This window comes from Leisingera sp. ANG-M1 (assembly GCF_000813745.1).
Lineage (GTDB): Bacteria > Pseudomonadota > Alphaproteobacteria > Rhodobacterales > Rhodobacteraceae > Leisingera.
Genome location: NZ_JWLC01000011.1, coordinates 107,367 through 124,829, shown reverse-complemented (window position 1 = coordinate 124,829; position 17,463 = coordinate 107,367). Strand labels below are relative to the sequence as shown.

Sequence of the window (17,463 nt, the reverse complement as noted above, 5' to 3'; positions counted from 1 at the left end):
GCGCGAAAAGGGGGTACCATGATCCGGACAAGGAACTGGCCACGCAAAGCCGCCGGGCTAAGCGCCGTTGCCGCTATTCTGTGGAGCGCTGCTTTGCCGGTGAATGGGAGCGAACTGCTCCTCGGGCCAGGCGATGAGATCAGCGTTTCGGTGCTGAACCGCGAAGACCTGACCCAGACCTACAAGCTGCGCCAGGACGGCCATGTATCGCTTCATCTGGCGGGCAGCGTCCGTGCCGAGGGCCTGACTGCGGCGGAGCTGGAGCTCTGGCTGGAGCAGCAGCTGACGGAGCGCACCGGCCTGCCGGCCTCGGTGGCGATCAGCGTTGCCTCCTGGCGACCGGTCTATGCACTGGGCGATGTTGTCATCCCGGGTGAGATCGCCTTTCGTGACGGGCTGACCGTTGGCCGCATCCTGGCGGTTTCCGGCGGTCTCTATCCCCGGGAAAGCGAAAGCGCTTCCAGCCAGCTGGATATCCGTATCGCCGACGAGCAGGCCCGTATCACTGTCCGACGCTCTACCCTGGTGGAACTGCATTCTCAGCGCTTGCGGCTGCTGGCAGAATCTTCCGGCGCGCTTGATATTGCGCCTGACGCGCAGTTCTCGGCCCTGGCTGGTCCGGAAGCCGATCAGCTGATGGCCGAGCAACTGGAGATCCTGCACAGCCGCCATGACCGGGCCCGTGTCCGCGCAGCCGCTGCCCAGGCACAGGCGGAGCTGGCCGATCAGGAGGCCCAGGCGCTGGCCCGGCAGCAGCAGATCCTGCGTGAGCAGATCGAAACCAGCGCCAAGGCACTGGCCGATCTCGAAGGGCTGCTGGACCGCGGGCTGACCAGCACCGAGCGGGTGCGGCAGCTGCGCACTATCTACAACGACGAGAACATCGAAATGATGCTGGCCGCCAGCTATGAAGCCCGCGCCCGCCAAAGCGAGGTCAATCTGCTGTCCTCGATTGAAGATGCCTACCGGGTCCGCCGCGAGGAAATCGCTTCGGAGCTTTCCTCGGTCATGTCCGGCATCCGGGCCGAAGAGGCCGAGATCGAAGCCTCCCGCGAGCTGATCCGGGCACTGTCAGCAGCACTGGGGGCGGTGCCGGCCACCGGGCCGCTGCTGCCCGCCGAATACCGCATCCGCCGCAACACCCGCTCAGGCGAGGTGATCCTGCCGGCCGCATTGGAGACACGGGTGCTGCCCGGCGATCTAGTGGAGGTCCGCCGCGGCGGCTTTGCCGAGCTGGAACCCGGCTAGACCGCAGCGCTTCCGTCGGGGTCTCAGCTTAATTAGGGAAGACAGGTGCGCACTAACGGGCGGCTTCGGGTGTCAGGCGCGATGCGCGGACCGGGGCCAGCATCCCGCTGGCAAAGCTGTCGAAACACTGTACAGCAGTTTGGGCAAGATAGTGCTGCGCTGCGACCTGGGCTTCTTCCAAAACACGCGCGTCTTTCGGCTGTGTAAGCGCACGGGTTACTGCGGCGGCCAGCGCCGGCGCATCGCCCGGAGGCACCAGAATGCCGAGCTTGCCGCCCTGCAGGATTGCCTCCGGCCCCAGGCAGCGGCTGGCAACCAGCGGTGTTCCTGCCGCCAAAGCCTCCACTGCCACATTGCCGAATCCTTCGCGCAACGAAGGCAGCACCGCCAGCTCGGCCCGGGCAAAGTCCCGCAGCAGATCCTTGGAGTAGCCCATCAGATGCACCCGGTCCGCGATCCCCAGCGCTTGCGCCTGCGCTTCCAGTGCGGCTTGCCCGGACCCTGAGCCGTAGATCAGCAGCTCCGCATGCCGGTGTGCCTTCAGAACTTCGGCAAAGGCGCTTATCAGCACACCGTGCCCCTTGTCCTCAATCAGCCGCCCGGCGGCTACGATGCGGCCCGGCACCCGCTTTGGCGGCTCTGCCTGCAGGCGGGCCAGGGCGGCTTCCTCCAGCACCGGGTTTGGCAGGCAGGCCAGAGGCGGCCCCGGCAGGCGCAGCGCTTGCTGCCAGCCTTTGCCGATGCCTTCCAGCGGCACCGCCAGGCAGTCCGCCTGCGGGTACAGCATCCGGATCAGCAGCCGCCGCAAGCGCGGCTGCCGTGCCTTGGCCAGATAGCTCTCCGCCGTGGTATGCTCCGAGATCACCAGCCGCGGCCGGAACCGCCGCCGCATGAGCGCAACCGCCAGCACCGCCGACAGGTTTATTGCATTGGTGCCGGAATAGAGCAGCTCGACCCGCTGCCGGCGCAGCAGTCCAGCGAGCGCCCGGGCCCGCGGTAGCATCCCCTGGCCGCCGCAGCTCAGAACCGGGACATCCGCCGGGACACTGTCCAGCAACTCCCCTTCGCAGCGGTTCAGGATCAGCATCGGCGCCCAGCGGCTGCGCTCCAGACCGCCCAGCAGCGACCGAACCACCACCTCGATCCCGCCGGCTTTCAGATGCGGCAAGGCAAAGGCAATCCGGCGGGGGTGATTTGATGTCATCTTTGCCGTCCTCGGTTCCTTCAAGTTGCGCGCCGGCTGCAAAATCCCGGGCCGGGCGCCAATCGGGCGCTATATCGTTCAGAGTGTTGAGTTGAGAGTAGGTCTGCCATGAACATGCTCAAGGGCATCCCGCCGCTGCCGGGGATTTTCACACTTGCCGCGCTGGCCGGCCTGGTGCTGACGCCTGCTGCTGCGGATGCAGAAGAGGCCTGCGGCCAGGATAACCGCCACTGGCTGTTCGAGGAAGCGCAAGAAAACGCGGGCTTTGCCTTTGTGCAGCTGCAGCGGGGCGAAGCGGACCAGGTGCAGGACCCGGCCGGGCCCGGCAACCGGGTGGCGCATCTTACGGCAGGCCCCAAGAAACGGGGCAAGGTGGGCAAGGCTGACTATGTGCACCGGTTCGAGCCATTGCAGGCGGGCACAGTGATCTCGATGCAGGCGCGGTTTTTCTTCCCGCCGGACACGCCGCTCAACAGCATTATTCTGATGGATCTGGAATGCGCCTCCTGCGGCATGGACACCAATCCGGGAATCCGCCTCTACCTGCGCAAGGGGCTTCTAAGGGTGGACCGCTCCAAGATCGGTATCCGCCAGCCGTTCCTCTCCACCGTGCCGCGGCTGCTGCAGCCGGGCATCTGGCACCATATCACCTGGCAGGTGACCCTCGGCAAAGGCACTGAAGGCCATTCTCTGGTAACGCTGGACGGAGAAGTGGTCAGCGACGCCCGCGGCACCACGATCCTGTCGCAGGAGATTGTGTCGCAGCACGCAGATATCAGGGTGCAGGAGCAAGTCGACCGGTTTCAGGTCGGGCTTACAGCCAACTCCAACAAGCAGGCCGTGGGGATGTTCCTGGACGATGTCCGTTTCTGCCGGCTGTGATCTGGAGCGGGATCAGTTCAGAGCCCGGCCAAGCGCATCGCAGATCCGCCGCATTTCGGCAGGTTGCAGACCGGCATGCACGGGCAGCCGCAATACGCAGCGTTTGAGCTTCTGGGCTTCGAGGTGGGCAGACAGATCCACCGCCGGGTGGAACTGCCGCCAGAAGCGCACCGTCTGAATGCCCGCCGCCTGCAGGTGCTGATGCACATGGTCCGCATCCGGTGTGAACAGCGGAAAGAAAGCAGGGCAGGCGCCGGCGGGCAGATCCGGCAATAGCGGCCGCATTCCCGCCCGCCGCGGCACATTTGCCTGCAGCAACTGGTAATTCCGCCGGTGCGCGGCGGCTACGGCCCCTGCGTCTGCCGTACGCAGCAGCAGCCGGGTCACCGCGGACATCCGCCCTTTCATGTCGCCGGGCGCAATGCCGGCGCGGTCCTGCCAGGCCTCCAACTGTCTGTTATCCAAGGCGGCGGCCTGGGTTGGGCGGCCGGCCCCAAAACTGCGCCGCAGCATACCCTTGACCCCGGCCAGCACCGGCCGCAGCGGGGGCGGCCCGAGCCGGGACAAGGCACTGGGCTGCGGCTCACGCAGCCACAGGGCGCCGCCGTCAGGCAGCGGCAGAGTCTTGACCAGGCTGAACACCGACATATCGCCCCGGCTGCCCAGCGGCCTGCCGTCCTGGGAAACGGAAAACAGCCCCAGTGCCACATCCTCAATAAGTGCAGCCCCTTGTGCGCGGGCAAGCTCCCGAAGCGCTGCAACCGGCTGGCCGTATCCGAAGTAATGGATGGCGTAGACAGCGCTGACACCGCCCGCTGCCAATTGCCGCTCGACGTCTTCCAGATCAGCGCTCAGGTCCGGGCGCAGCCGGTAGAGGGCGACCTGAAGCCCGGCTGCCAGCACCGCATCGGCTTCGGAGCCACAGTGCCAGGCGGGCAGCAGCACCTTGCTCGCTTTTGCCAGTCCCAGCGCCCGCAGCCCCTCGCGGATAGCAAAACGGCCGTTGCTGGTCAGATGGGTGGCGGAACTGCCAAACGGAAAGGGCAAAGCGGTCCGCGGCAGCCGCAGTTGCAGTGGCGGTGATTTCTGGATCAAGGCTGCGGCGCTCATGCGGTGCCCCGGCCGACGGCCTTGCGCAAAACGCCGCGGACCCGCGCCATCTCGGGCACTTTCAGCGCAGTGGCTACAGCCGCAAAGGCCAGCCCGCCGCATAGCGCCGACAGCGCCGCAACCGACAGCATCTCGAGCCGCCCGGCCAACTCGCGGGCAGCTGCGGCCTGTACCAGCCATATGGCTGCTGCGGCAGCCGCAGACGCCAGGGCCATGGCCGCAAAGGGCCCGGCTTCGCGCAGCCGTACCGGCGTGCCAAAGGCTTGGACCAGCCGCAGGTAGAAGATCAGCAGCATCACCGTCAGCGCGCTCAGCGATGCAATCGGCACCGCCAGCACGCCGTAGACCGGCAGCAGCAGCCAGTTCAGCCCGATCCGCACGATCAGCGCCGCTGCGATGCTGGTGGTGACGATCTTCAGATGCGGCACGCCCGGGTCGGCAAACAGAGCCGAAGCCAGGGTGCCGACCAGGGCATTCACCACCAGCAGCGGCGCCAGCAGCGCGATGATGCTGGCGGTCTGCTGCACCGCCCAGGGTTCAAACGCGCCATGGCCCAGCAATACCGAGACCGCTGGCCGGTTCAGCATGAACAGCACGACGGCCGCTGGCATGACAAACAGCAGCGTGGCCCGCATCGCGTCCTGGACGCTCTTCCGGAAGGCTTCCTGGCGGCCGCGGGCCAAGTGGCTGGAAAACTCGGTGTAGTAGACAGTGATGACGCTGCTGGTCACAACCCCCGGCGCCATATTGGTCATCCGCTGGGCAAACTCGAGCGTTGCGACACTGCCAGCCCCGGTCAGCGAGGCCATCGCCATGTCGATCCAGCCGGCGCCGAACAAGTGGAACTGCGCCAGCAGCATTGCCCAGATCCGGCTGCGGGAGTAGGGCAGCCGGCTGCTGCTGACTGTGCCGCCTGGCTCCGGCTGCCAGTCCTGCGCCAGCGCACGGCGGATACAGATCCCGAAAAACACCGCCATCACCACGGTGCCGGCGGCAATTGCGAGTGCCACCGCGCCCAGCCCGTAGGCAAAGACCGGCACCAGGGCCAGCGCCACGGCTGCGCAGGCCCGCGGCAGCAGCCGCGCGATCACTGGCAGGCGGAACATCCGCAGCGCATTCAGCACCGCCCCTGACAGCGCAGTGGCCGCTGACAGCGGCAGCACCGCCAGCAGGATCCGCAGATAGACTGTGGCACTGGCCTGCTGTTCCGGGCTGAACCCCGGCGCCAAAAACCGGGCAAGGGCGGGTGCAAAAACAAAAGCGGCGGCGCAGAGCACCGCCGCTGCCAGCAGGATCTGCCAGCTGCGTTTGCGCAAGTGCCGGGACAGAACCTCCAGCCCCTGGGTCTCGGCCATCCGGACCAGCGGCGGCACCTGCAGAAACTGGAAAGTGCGCTCCACCCCGGCGGCGATGTTGGACACCACCCGCCGGGCAAGGAAGAACGCATCCGAGGCCGCACCCGCACCAAAAAGATTGGCAATTGCCAGCGCAATGGCCAGGCTCAGCCCCATTCCGACTGATTTCCAGAACGTCACCGAAATGATATTGCGCAATGTCCCGTTTTGTTTCATGCGCAGCGCTTTCCGGACGTCCCCAAATTTCCGTACCAGCGATTCAAATTAGCGCCCTTCAAGGGCTTGGCCATTAAAATAATTCTTTTTGCCCGTCGGGGCAGGAGATGCGGCGGACCTTCCGAGGGAAAACTTTTTGTTTTGTTATATTTCAATACCTTGTGTGGGGGTAAGTCCTTTGGCGTATGCCGCTTGGCCAATTGACACGAATCACCCCGTTTCGTTCCATTGAGGGTGGGGGATTGCGCAAGCCGCACCGCGCCGAATTAATCGCGCGGCGCAGCTAATTGCGTGAAATTACCGAAAATACTGGGAATTGTACAGGGGGATGCAATGAACCGGGTTATTGTGCGCGGTTCGGCCGGGGGGGCTGGCGGCGCGAAATCAATCAATGGCGAACAATCAATGCCAGCCGGGCCAGTCAGATCAGGGGACAGGCCGACAGACACATCCGGGCGCAGCCGCAGGCCGGGCGGCCGGATGCAGGGCGGGCCTTTCAAAACCAGGCCCGTTGCGGCTGCACCCAGAGGGCTGCTGAGCGGCGCCGAACTGCGCACCGGCTATGCCCCGGCGAACCCCTGGCTGGATGCCTGCGTCAACCGCGGCCTGGCTTTGCTCCTGCTGCCGCTGGTCAGCCCGCTGCTGCTGCTGATCGTCCTGCTGCAAAAGATGCTGGTGCGTGGCCCGGTGTTCTATGCCGGCCGGCGCCTCGGCAAAGACCGCAAGGAGTTCAACATTCTCAAGTTCCGCACGCTCAGCTTCAAGGCCGGCACTGTGACCCGCGACCAGACTTTGCCGCGCCGCTCAATGACGGAAACCCGTATCGGCATCTACCTGCGCCGCTCGCGCCTCGACGAGCTGCCGCAGCTTTTCAATATCCTGCGCGGCGACATGGTGTTTTTCGGACCGCGCCCGATCCGGCCGGAAATCGAGGACCTCTACCGCAAGGAAGTGCCCGGCTACGAAGAGCGGTTCCGCATCCGTCCCGGGCTGGTCGGCTTTGCCCAGGCGCTGATGACCCATGAAACACCCAAGGCCTTGCGCGCCCGTTTCAACCGGATGTGCTGCCGCACTCCGATCCGCTATGGCGCTGCCTTCGGCTTCCTCGCCTATGTCGGGATCTGCGTGCTCAGCAAATCCATCCGGCTTGCCGTCTCCGGTCTGGCGGGCCAGTTCCGGCCATTGGCCGAGCACAGGTGGCTGCGCACCGGTTTCAATTGCCCGCCCGACAGCCGGGTGGAGCTTGACGAGGGCAACAGCACCCATGTCGGCGCAATCTGCGGCATTTCGGACGAAGTGCTGCAGTTTGTCTCGACCCGCCCGTTTCCGCAGGGCGAGCATTTCGTGATGCTGACCCGCAAGCGCAAATCGGGCCGGGTCTGCCGCCTGAAAGTGCGGGCCAAAATCGAGCACAGCGAACCGGTCGGCATCGGCCAGAGCGGCTTTGCCAATTTTGCCACCTATTCCACAACCTCCATGGCCGCGAGGCATTTCATCGAGAGGTACCTGCTGCAGTCTTCGGTGATTTCCTCATGACCTGGCGCGGGCGGCAGCGGGGGGCAGCCGCCCGCAGTGATCCAGCAAGGCAAAGCCCCGCATGTCAAACGCCGCCGGGCGGGCAGGGCCGCAACTTGGGGAGGGCCCGGCCATGACAGCGCATTACCGGCAGTTGCTGATCTACTACCGCGGGCTTATCGCCTTCACCTTCCTGGTCCTGGTCGGCGGCACCGCCGCGCTCAGCACCTTTTTCTTGTTTGTTTCGCCGCTTTACACCAGCGCGGCCAAAGTCTCGCTGCTGCCGACCCAGACCGAGCTCGCCTACAGCCAGACCTTTGTGCGCTCGACTACCATCAATCCGGCAAACCTGCTGACCCAGACCCATGTGGAATACCTGCTAAGCCGGGAAATTGCTGCAAAAACAGTGGACCGGCTGAGTCGAGAACTGCCGCCCAGCCAGCCGCCGGCCGACCCGGCTGGGCCATCTGAGGCGCCTGGGCTGAAAGATCAGGTCGCCCAGTATTTCACCAGCTTCCGGCGCAACTTCCGGCGCATCTACAACACGCTGAATTCCGGCAAGCACGTGATCCGGGACCCGCTCACAGATGCGGTTCTGACGCTGCAGGATGCCATTGGCGTCGAGATGATCGAAGGCACCTATATCATGGAGATCAAGGTGACCTGGGACCGGCCGGAGGTGGCGGCGCTGGCAGCCAATCTGCTGGCCGAGGAATATGTCGCCCATCTGCGCGCCCAGGCGGATGCCGCCTCGCTCCGGCTTGAGGCCGTGTTGCGCCAGGAAATCGCCAAGGGGGATGGGAATTTCACCGAGCTTGAGGACCAGATCAACACACTCCGGCTGGCGCGGGCCAACAACTTTGCCATGCTGCGGGTGATCGATCCGGCGGTGGAGCCGGTTTATCCCAGCTTTCCGAAAGTGATCGTCTTTACAGTTTTTGCAATTGCCGGCTGGATCATGGCCTCGGCCTTCCTGGTGATCAGCGCCGATACCTTTTCCAGCACCATAAAGACGGAAAGCGATCTGCAAAGGCTGTTTGGGCCGCGGACGCTGGGCACGATGCCGCTGCGGCGGCCCAAACGGGCCAAGCTGGCTGAGATGGCCAAGACAATGAACCTGCAATGCAATGCCATGCCCTGCCAGGGCGCGGTGACCGTTGTCGGCAGTGACGAGGAAAGCCGTCGCCTCACCGCGGTGGTCGAAGTTGCCTTGCGGCGCCTGAAAGGCTGGCAGCGGGTCAATGTCCGGCGCTTGCAGGACGCGGCAGCCGAGGCCGCCGGGCAGGCGCAGGAGCAAGCTGCCGCCACCGGGCTGCAGGCGGTGCCAGGCAACCGCCCGGTCATTCCGCTCAGCCGTCCGCTGGCCGGGCGCCGCGGCCCTGTGCCGACCAACGGTGTCAAGGTGGCCGACCTCGGCGGCTCGGATGAGAGCTTTTCCATGACCAAGGCGGAAGGCTTCAACTGGGTGGTGATCGGCATCCGCCCCGGCACCGTGTCCGAAGAGACGCTGCAGGGCACTGCTGCCCGGCTGCACGCGCAGGGCGTGGAGAATATTTTTGGCGTATTTCTGAAAGGCTGACAGGAGGGGAGCGGGGCGTGCAGCAGCACTACACATCGTTTGCCGCCAGCCGGCCGGGCCTGCGCGGACGCAAGGCGGAGCGGCGCTGGGCGCTGATGCTGTGGGCGGCGGGGCTGGCGGTTATTATGCTGTTTTGGGGGCTGGCGGAATGGTACGCGGTGCCGGCGGCGGTCGCACCCGGCTGGTGCGTGCTTCCGGCTCTGGCAGGCTGGCTGTGGATTGCCGACGGCTGGATGCGGCGGCCTGGCGGGGTGCCCTGCCTGACATGGCACAGCGTCAGCGAGGATGCCTCCTGGCTGCCCTGGGCCGCCGAGACTTCGGTGCGCCCGGCAACCCTGGACCGCCAGCTGACGCTGCTGCGGCAGATGGGCTGCCAGGTGATGGACACCGCCGAATTCATCCGCCGCCGCTGCGCCTGCCAGCCGGTGCCTGAAGGCACCGTGCTGCTGCATTTCGACGATGGCTACCTGGATAACTGGGTGGCGGCAGCACCAATCCTGCGCCGCCATGGCATGCGCGCTACGCTGTTTGTGTCACTGGAATTCGCCGCGCCCGAGCGTCCCGCCCCGCAAAGCCTGGACGACACCAGCCGACCCTCGCGCTGGGACGGCTACCTCAGCTGGGGCGAGATCCGGGCATTGGACCAGGCCGGCGCAGAAAAGGTCTTTGACGTGCAGCCGCATGGCGTGGACCACATCCGGGTGGCGGCCGGCCCGCGCTCGGCCGGGCGGCTGACGCGCGAGAACTGGAAGCGTCACGCCTGGATGCAATGGGCCGCGATGCGCGGCAGCAAGCATGATTGGTACCTGGCGGAACACCCGCCTGCTGTGCCTGCGGGGACAAGCATCCCGGAAAGCGAGGCCGCCCTGGCCGCACCGGCCTATGCTGGCGGCCGCTACGAAACCGAAGCGGAGTACAGCACCCGCGTCCGCGCCGAACTCGCCCGCTGCCGGACCGAGTTCAAGGCCCGTCTGGGCAAGGCGCCGGCCTTGTTCTGCTGGCCGCAGAACCGGACCTCGGCCCTGGCCCGCAGTATTGCCGCCGAGGAAGGCTATTTAGCCACAACAGCCGGGCCGGGCAGCAACCGCGCGGGCGAGGACCCGGCGGTGGTGAGCCGGGTGCACGCCGGCGAAAACGCCGCCGGTTTCCAAAGCGCCCGGATAGACTCCTGGCACTTCCGCGCCACCGTGCGCTGCTTCCAGGGCAATTACTACTGGTACCTCCTGATCCTTGCTGCCGGCCTGTGCAAGGCCATTTGCAAACGCCTGAAGCCGCGCCGGCAGCAGGCGCAGCAGCGCCAGGGGGCGCGGGTGGCATGATTTTGCGGCTGGCCGGATATCTGCTCCTGGCCGGTGTTCTTGGCTTTCTGGCGCTGATGCTGATTGCCTTTTCTTCGGTCTCGCCGAAGATGGGGGCCGTGCTGGTGCCGGGACTGGCAGCCGGAGGTCTGGTCACCCTCAACCCGTTTGCAGCGCTGCTGCTGCTGGTCGCCTTCTCGCATCTCGATGCGCTTGCCAGCATCCTGTCCAAGGCGCTGCCGCTTTCGGCCTTCAAACTGCTCTCAGTGGCAGCTGTCGGCGGCATGATGCTGAAAAGCTACCGCAAGCCGCGGCGTTTGCGGCTGGGCCCTCCCAGCCGGACCAAATCGCTGGTGCTGCTGTTCCTGATCTGGCTGGGGATCTCCTTCCTCACCTGCAAGTATCCAGGCGCGGGCAAGGATCACGTGATCGGCTTTGCCAGTGTCATCGTGCTGTTCTTCCTGATCGTGGCGCTGGCCGACACGCCGCGCCGGCTGCGCTGCCTGGTCTGGATCCTGGTTGGCACCGGGCTGGTCTCGGGCTTGTTTGTGCTGGCTGAAAGCGTCCTTGGCGTCCGGCTGGTTGCGACCGAAGCCGCGGCTACGACCGCCCAATTCGAGGGCCAGGCCCGCAGCGCCGGCGCCTCCAATTACAACCCGACGACAGCGGCGCATATGCTGCTGTGCACGGTGGTGGTTGCCGCCGTTTTGTTCTTTGAGCATAAATCTCTGCGCTGGTTCAGCGGCGCCGTGGTGCTGATTGGCATGGCCGGGCTGGTGCTGACCCTGGCGCGCTCGGCGGCAATTGCTCTGATGCTGACTGCGCTGATCTACATGTGGCAGCACCGCCAGCACCGCCTGTTCCCGCTGATGCTCTTCGGTCTGGCCGCCGCCGCTGCGGCCGCGCTGCCCTTCGTGCCCGAAGTCTACTGGGAGCGGATGGGCACGATGTTCGAACAGGGGTCGGACCGGACGCTGCTGCGGCGGTTTTCCTACAATCTGATCGGGCTCCAGCTGCTGTGGGAAAACCCGGTGTTCGGCGTTGGCCCCGGCAATTACCCGAATTTCTATGCCGGTGATGAATTCCGCTGGTACCCGGGCCGCGAGCCGGCGCCGCGGCAGCTGCACAACAGCTATCTGGAGGTTGCCGCCGAGCTGGGACTGATCGGCCTGGCATTGTTTCTGGGTGTGATGTTCAGCGCCATGAAAGCCGCAGTCCAGGCCGCCCGCGCAGAGGTTGCCGGGCTGTCGGTCTTTGCCAGGGCGCTGGCCTACGGCTTTGGCGCTTTTTTGATCGCGTCGCTGTTCATGCCTAACGAGGACACTAAATTTATGTGGATCCTGCCCGCGCTGTGCGTGGCGGCACGGCATCTCAGCCTTGGGAAAGGCTCCGGCACCGGCGCTGGCACAGCGGACACAGGCCCAAAGGGACTGGGCCAAGCGGGCAGCGGGGATGGGGGGATCTGACATGCGGCTGGCGGTCATCGTCACAGAATATCCGAAATTCACCGAAACCTTCATCCTGCGGGATGTGATGAAGTTTCTCGAGTTCGGCGCCGAAGTGAGGCTGTACCACTTGTCGCCCTACAACACCGGGGAAGTGCTGCATGACTTCGCCAAGCCGACCCGCGCCATTGCGCGTCATGTCGGGCTGGTCAGCCCGCGCACCCTGGCCAGTTTCGGTGCCCGCCTCGGCAGGATGGCCGGGCCTTTGGCATTGATCGGCGCGCAGCAGGGCGGCAAGCCGGTGCTGGCAGGCAAGTCCGCGGTGGTCTCGGTTGCGGCCAGCGCCATCGCCCGCGAATTGGCGGCCTGGGGTGCCGATCACGTGCATGCGGAATTTGCCGGCCACCCGGCCACCGCGGCCTGGGTGATCCACCGGCTCACCGGCATCCCCTATTCGGTGAGCTGCCGGGCGCATGACATTTTCCGCACCCAGCGCCTCTTGGCCGAAAAGCTGGGTGAGGCGTCCTTTGTGCGCACCATCAGCAACTACGGCCGGGAGTTCCTGGCCAATCACGTCCGCGGCCTGCGTTCTGAAGAAATCCAGGTGATCCACTCCAGCGTCGATGTGGAGGCCATCCCGCAGCTGGGTCCGCCGCCGCAGAAAGGCCCGTTCCATGTGGTCTATGTGGGTTCCCTGCAGGTGCGCAAAGGCGTTGATCTGCTCTTGCGGGCGCTGGCGGCTTTGGAGATCCCGGACTGGCGCTGCTCGCTGGCAGGCGACGGGCCCGAACGCGAAACGCTGGAGGGCCTGGCAGCCGATCTGGGCCTGGGCGGCCGGGTGTCCTTCCTGGGCAAGCAGGATTTTGCCGCGGTCAGCAAGCTTTACGAAAGCGCCAATGTGATTGCGGCGCCCTCGGTGATCGGCCCGTCCGGGCGCACGGAAGGCATTCCCAATGTGGCTATTGAGGGCCTGGCGTTTCAGCGGCCGGTTATCTCGACAAATGTGTCGGGCATCCCCGAGCTGATCCGCCCCGGCCAGACTGGTTTCCTGATCGAGCCGGGCTCGGTGGCCGAGCTGCTCTATGCGCTGGAGGGGGTGCATGCGGACCCGGGCGGCGCTTATGCCATTGCCCGGCAGGGGCGGGCGCTGGTCGAGCAGGAGTTCTCGCTGTCGGTCAATGCGCAGCGGCAGTTCAACCTGTTCCGCGCTCACTCGGCTGCGGCGATGGGGAGGGCGGCGGAATGATCCTGTTGTTCTGGATATGCGCCGGGCTGATCCTGTTTTCGCTGGCCGGATACGGGCTGCTGTGGTGCCTGCTGGCCGCTGTTGCCGGGCGCCGGGCGCCGCTGCCGCCCGAGCAGCCGGTGCGGGCAACGGTGCTGATTGCTGCCCGCAACGAGGAAGCGGCCATCCGCGCCAAGCTGGAAACCATCCTGGCGCAGGACTGCGGCCCGCATTGGGTCGACGTGCTGGTGGTCTCGGACGGGTCCGAGGACGCAACGCTGGAGCAGGCGCTGTCGCTGAACAGCCCGCGCATCCGCGCCTTCCAGACACCGGAGCACGGTGGCAAGGCGCAGGCGCTGACAGCCGGGCTGGCGCGGATCGAGGCGGACACGGTGATTTTTTCGGACGCCAACAGCATGCTGGCGCCGGGCGCTTTGCGGTATCTTCTGGCGCCGTTTGCCGTCGAGGATACCGGGGGCGTGTGCGGGCGGCTGCAGCCGCAGCAGCGCAAGGGCCGCGGCGGCTGGCTTGCGCGGGCAGAGCGTATGTTCTGGGCCTATGACTCGGGCCTCAAGGCGGCTGAAAACCGTCTCGGCGGCGCGGTTTCGGCGCAGGGCACGCTGTACGCGATGCGGCGGCAGCTGGTTCCGGACCGGGTGCCCGGCGATGTGGCGGATGATTTCTACATCTCGGTGCAGGCGCCGGCGCATCACTGCCGCCTGGTGTTCGAGCCGCGCGCGGTGGCTCAAGAGGCGGTCACCAGCCGCACGGGCGACGAATTCATGCGCCGGGTGCGCTCCACCGAACGCGGCTGGCGCGGCCTGATGCGGATGCGGCAGCTGATGAACCCCGGCCGCCACGGGCTCTATGCGCTGCAGCTGCTGTGCCACAAAGGGCTGCGGCGGCTGGTGGCTTTTTTGCTGCCGGTGCTTTTGCTGCTCAGCCTGGCGGCAGCCGCAGAACAGGGCGGCATCTATACCGCAGTGCTGCTGGCGCAAGTGCTGGTCTACAGCATCGGCGCGGGCTCCTTGCTGCTGGCGCCTTTGGCGCGGCTGCCGGGATCCGGGCTCTGCCGCTTTTTTGTGATCGGCCATGCCGCAATGGGAATTGGCATTCTGCGGGCAATGGCCGGGGTGCGCAGCGTGCGCTGGTCCCCGGCACGGAGGATGGCGGATGAATGACTGTGCGGCCATCTGCGGCGCGTCAGGCACCGCGCTGGAGTCCCGGGTGCTGAGCAGCTGGGAGGCTGTCGCCGGGCTCGAAGCCGAATGGCGGAGCATGCACAGACGCTGCCGCGGCCGGCTCTATTCTTCTTTCGATTGGCTGGCTGCGCAGCACGCGGGGTTCGGCGTGCCAGGGGAATTGCGGTTTGTCACCATCTGGCAAGGTGCCGACATGGTGGCGGCGGCGCCAATGTGCCTGGTCCGCAGACGGATCAGCAAGCTGCTGCCCTTCTACTGCCCGCGGGTTTTGGCCGGATGGACCTGCAACTACACAGGATTCTTCGAATTCCTGGCCACCAGCCGGGACACCCTGCGGGCGCTTTTGAAGGCTGTTGCGGCGGCGGCGCCGCAGGCAGGGTTGGAGCTGGAAATCTTCCGCATCTGCACCCGAGACGCCTTTATCACCCGCAGCCTGCGGATGGAGGGCTTCCGCCTGTGGCAGGACAGGACTTTGGGCTGCGCCATTGCCGAGAATGTCAGCTGCTGGGACGGCTATCTCGAAACCCGCAGCACGTCCTTCCGCAGGAAGCTGCGCCGGGGCCGCAGCCGGGCGGAGCACGCCGGTGCCGGGCTGTCCGTGCTGGACAGCTCCAGCCAGGAAGACGCACCGCGCCGCATGCTTGCACTGGCACGCCGGTCCTGGAAGCAGCGGACAGGCACCGGTCTGGCGGCTTTGCCCGGAGCCGGGCCGTTCCTTGAGGGCCTTTGGGCACGTTATTCCGCCCGCGGCGACGCCTGCATTGTGATGCTGCAATGCCGCGCGCAGGATATCGCTTCATTCTTTGCCTTGCGCCAGGACAGCACCTGGTACTGCCTGTTTTCCGATTTCGACGAAGCCTTTGCCACGCTGTCACCGGGGCGGCTGACTGTTTGCGGCGGCTTGCAGACGCTGGTTGCGAAAGGGACGCAGGAGCGGATCGAACTGATGCGCTGGACGCATTTTCTCAAAGATTTCGCCACGAGTGCATATCAGGTGCGCCGCCTGCGGGCGGTGCCGCGGGGCAGCTTCGCCCATTGGCTGCTGAAGGCAACGGCGGTCCTGCACAAGGCTTCCGGCGGCCGCAGCCTGCCGGGACGCCGGAAGCTGCGCCGCGCCGATGTGCTTGGGGCCGGAGGCGGGGAGGCATGACCATGCTGCACAGGCTGCATTGCAATTCCTCGGGCCTGCGTGTCCGGATGGAGCGCAGCCTGACGCCCAAGGCAAAGCGGCGGCTGCAGGAATTTCTGGCGGCCTGCCCGCCGGCCAGCTGGCTGCAATGCCCCGAGTTCACCCGCCGCTGCCCGCCGTCGGCGCGCCACCGCTATGTGATGCTGAGCGCGCTGGAACGGCACGGCCAGCTGGCCGGATTTGGTCTGGCCCGGCTGTCGAGGCTGGTTCCTGGCCGCTACCTGGCCAGCTTCCGCCGCGGCCCGGTGACACGCTCGCCTGAGGATTTGGCCCGTATCCTGCCCGGGTTCGCGGCCCGGCTGCGCCAGATGGGCTGCTGCTCGATGCAGCTGAATCCGCGCTGGAGCGGCGCCGGAGAAGTGGCGAAGGTTGCCCGGATCCTGCGCCAGGCCGGGGCTATCGAACTGCCGGCGCCCGCGCAATCTTTGCATGCGGCCACCGCGCTGGTGGATCTCAGCGGCCGCCCCGAGGATCTGATGGGGCGCCTGAAACAGCGTTGCCGGCGGCAGATCCGCAAGGCGGCCAAGGCTGGGCTGGATGTACGCCCGGCGCAAACGGAGGCGCAGGCGCAGGCCTTTGGCGCCTTGATGCAGAGCTTCTTTCAGGCCCGCGGGCTGGGGCTGGACTCGGTGCCGCCAGTGGAACGGCAATGGGCGATGACCCGGGAGCGCGGCGCCTTTCTGCTGGCCTGGCAGCAGGACCGCCTGATCGGCGGCCATGTGATGATCAGTGACGGCGACCGGGCGTTCTGGCTGGTTCTGGCCCGGGCCGAGGGAGACAAGGCAGCAGCAGCGGCAGGTTACCCGCTGATCTGGGAAGCGCTGAAGCTGGCCCAGGCGCAGGGTTTTGCCGCCTACGATATGGCTGGCGTGCCGTCCGTTTCCGGTGTTGCGGATACCGCCGCCCGCAATCGGGATCAGTTCAAATCGGCCTTCAACCCGGATGTGACACCGCTGGTGCCCGCCCATGTGCTGCCGCTGCGCCAGCCGGATCATGCGCTGCTATTCGGCTTGCGGCAGCAAGTCCGCGGCCTGCGCGCAGCCTGGAGGCACCAATGAGCGGGCAACGGGCGATCCCGGTGTTTGTGCTGGGCCTGCAGCGCAGCGGCACCACGCTGGCGGCCAATCTTCTGGCTGCTCAGCCGGGCATCGCCGCGGTGACCGCGAAACAGCACCAGGGCGTGCATGAGAGCGTCTTCTTCTCGCATTTTGCCAGGTCCATGGAGCCCTGGCCCGCCGCGGGCCGCCGCGCGGCTGCCGCCCGCGGCTTTCTGGCCAGCGAGTACTACCGGCTGAGCGGCCTTGCAGCAGGCTGGGGGCAAGCTGCAGCCGAGGCCAGCGTCAGCCCGGCGGAGCTGTTCAGCCGGGTGATGGAGGAACTGGCCTGGCGACGGGGGGCGTCTGCCTGGGTCGAAAAATCACCGCATCACACTTTGCTGGCCGCTGAAATCGCCGCCAGCCTGCCTGAGGCGCGTTTTCTCTGCGTTATGCGCGAAACACCAGGCTTCCTGCGCTCCCGGCTGTGGTCCTACGGGCGGCAGCCGCCGGCTTATCCGCGCCGGGCGGCACTGATTGCCCGGGCCTGTGCCTCAAATGTCTTCCACCGCCGCTACATGCGCTGCCTGCCCGGGATCCTGGGCCGCCACCGGGTGTTTCTGACAAGTTTCGAAACTCTGCGCACGGCACCGGGCACAGCGCTTGCACCGCTGCTCGCAGAGATCGGCCTGAAACCGGGCCGGTTGCAGCCGCCGCAATTCGCCGCGAATTCCAGCTTCGCGAGCCCGGGCCAGCGGCGGCGGGCCCTGGCCCGGGCCGATGTGCCGCTGGCCCGGGCCGCAGAAAGACTGGCCGAGGCGGTACCGCAGGCGGTGTTGGAAATGCTGCAGCGCCATTTGTCCCGCCGCCGCCCGCGCGCCTTTCCGCAGTGGGTCTGGGCAGAAGGCGCGGCGCCGGCCGGCGTCCGGCGCCAGTTGAACCAGCAGGAGTGAGAAACCGC

14 protein-coding genes are annotated in these 17,463 nt (G+C 66.4%); 11 read left to right on the top strand and 3 right to left on the bottom strand.

What is annotated here, in order from left to right; translation table 11 throughout:
• Positions 1-18 precede the first annotated feature (18 nt).
• Positions 19-1,248, top strand: a complete 1,230-nt coding sequence (locus RA19_RS10260) for a polysaccharide biosynthesis/export family protein (protein ID WP_082020513.1) — start codon at positions 19-21, stop codon at positions 1,246-1,248.
• 52 nt (positions 1,249-1,300) lie between these two features.
• Here the strand turns inward: RA19_RS10260 and RA19_RS10255 are convergent, their stop codons facing one another.
• Positions 1,301-2,452 (bottom strand): glycosyltransferase, encoded by a 1,152-nt coding sequence (locus RA19_RS10255; protein WP_039162192.1) that lies wholly within the window; start codon positions 2,450-2,452, stop codon positions 1,301-1,303.
• Between the two features lie 108 nt (positions 2,453-2,560).
• Here RA19_RS10255 and RA19_RS10250 point away from each other — a divergent pair, with 108 nt between their 5' ends.
• Positions 2,561-3,334 carry a hypothetical protein gene (locus RA19_RS10250; RefSeq protein WP_039162191.1) on the top strand — a complete coding sequence of 258 codons (774 nt, stop codon included), beginning with the start codon at positions 2,561-2,563 and terminating at the stop codon, positions 3,332-3,334.
• A 12-nt stretch (positions 3,335-3,346) separates the two neighbouring features.
• Here RA19_RS10250 and RA19_RS10245 read toward each other — a convergent pair whose 3' ends face one another.
• Positions 3,347-4,444 (bottom strand): DegT/DnrJ/EryC1/StrS family aminotransferase, encoded by a 1,098-nt coding sequence (locus RA19_RS10245; RefSeq protein ID WP_039162190.1) that lies wholly within the window; start codon positions 4,442-4,444, stop codon positions 3,347-3,349.
• Positions 4,441-6,015, bottom strand: coding sequence for a murein biosynthesis integral membrane protein MurJ (murJ, locus tag RA19_RS10240; protein WP_082020512.1), 1,575 nt, complete (start codon positions 6,013-6,015; stop codon positions 4,441-4,443). The genes RA19_RS10245 and murJ overlap by 4 nt, the downstream gene beginning before the upstream one ends.
• Positions 6,016-6,495: 480 nt before the next feature.
• Between murJ and RA19_RS25760 the strand changes: the two genes are divergently transcribed.
• The 9 genes from RA19_RS25760 (at position 6,496) to RA19_RS10195 (ending at position 17,455) form a co-directional block, all read left to right on the top strand.
• Positions 6,496-7,551, top strand: a complete 1,056-nt coding sequence (locus RA19_RS25760; RefSeq protein ID WP_052261745.1) for a sugar transferase — start codon at positions 6,496-6,498, stop codon at positions 7,549-7,551.
• A gap of 112 nt (positions 7,552-7,663) precedes the next feature.
• A complete protein-coding gene (locus RA19_RS10230; protein WP_193748253.1) occupies positions 7,664-9,109 on the top strand; it encodes a hypothetical protein in 1,446 nt (481 codons plus the stop codon).
• 17 nt (positions 9,110-9,126) lie between these two features.
• Entirely contained in the window at positions 9,127-10,428 is a 1,302-nt protein-coding gene (locus RA19_RS25755; protein WP_052261744.1) for a polysaccharide deacetylase family protein, read from the top strand.
• The gene (locus RA19_RS10220; protein ID WP_039162187.1) at positions 10,425-11,873 is read left to right on the top strand and encodes an O-antigen ligase family protein; all 1,449 of its coding nucleotides are present in this window, start codon (positions 10,425-10,427) and stop codon (positions 11,871-11,873) included. Before RA19_RS25755 ends, RA19_RS10220 begins: the two co-directional genes overlap by 4 nt.
• On the top strand, positions 11,860-13,098 hold the full coding sequence (locus RA19_RS10215; RefSeq protein ID WP_241479051.1) for a glycosyltransferase: 1,239 nt from the start codon (positions 11,860-11,862) through the stop codon (positions 13,096-13,098). The genes RA19_RS10220 and RA19_RS10215 overlap by 14 nt, the downstream gene beginning before the upstream one ends.
• A complete protein-coding gene (locus tag RA19_RS10210) occupies positions 13,095-14,258 on the top strand; it encodes a glycosyltransferase (RefSeq protein ID WP_039162184.1) in 1,164 nt (387 codons plus the stop codon). The genes RA19_RS10215 and RA19_RS10210 overlap by 4 nt, the downstream gene beginning before the upstream one ends.
• Positions 14,251-15,429, top strand: a complete 1,179-nt coding sequence (locus RA19_RS10205) for a GNAT family N-acetyltransferase (protein ID WP_039162183.1) — start codon at positions 14,251-14,253, stop codon at positions 15,427-15,429. Before RA19_RS10210 ends, RA19_RS10205 begins: the two co-directional genes overlap by 8 nt.
• Complete coding sequence (locus RA19_RS10200; protein ID WP_039162181.1) at positions 15,426-16,526, top strand: lipid II:glycine glycyltransferase FemX; 1,101 nt, start codon at positions 15,426-15,428, stop codon at positions 16,524-16,526. Before RA19_RS10205 ends, RA19_RS10200 begins: the two co-directional genes overlap by 4 nt.
• Positions 16,523-17,455 carry a sulfotransferase gene (locus RA19_RS10195; protein ID WP_039162180.1) on the top strand — a complete coding sequence of 311 codons (933 nt, stop codon included), beginning with the start codon at positions 16,523-16,525 and terminating at the stop codon, positions 17,453-17,455. The genes RA19_RS10200 and RA19_RS10195 overlap by 4 nt, the downstream gene beginning before the upstream one ends.
• Positions 17,456-17,463: the final 8 nt, after the last annotated feature.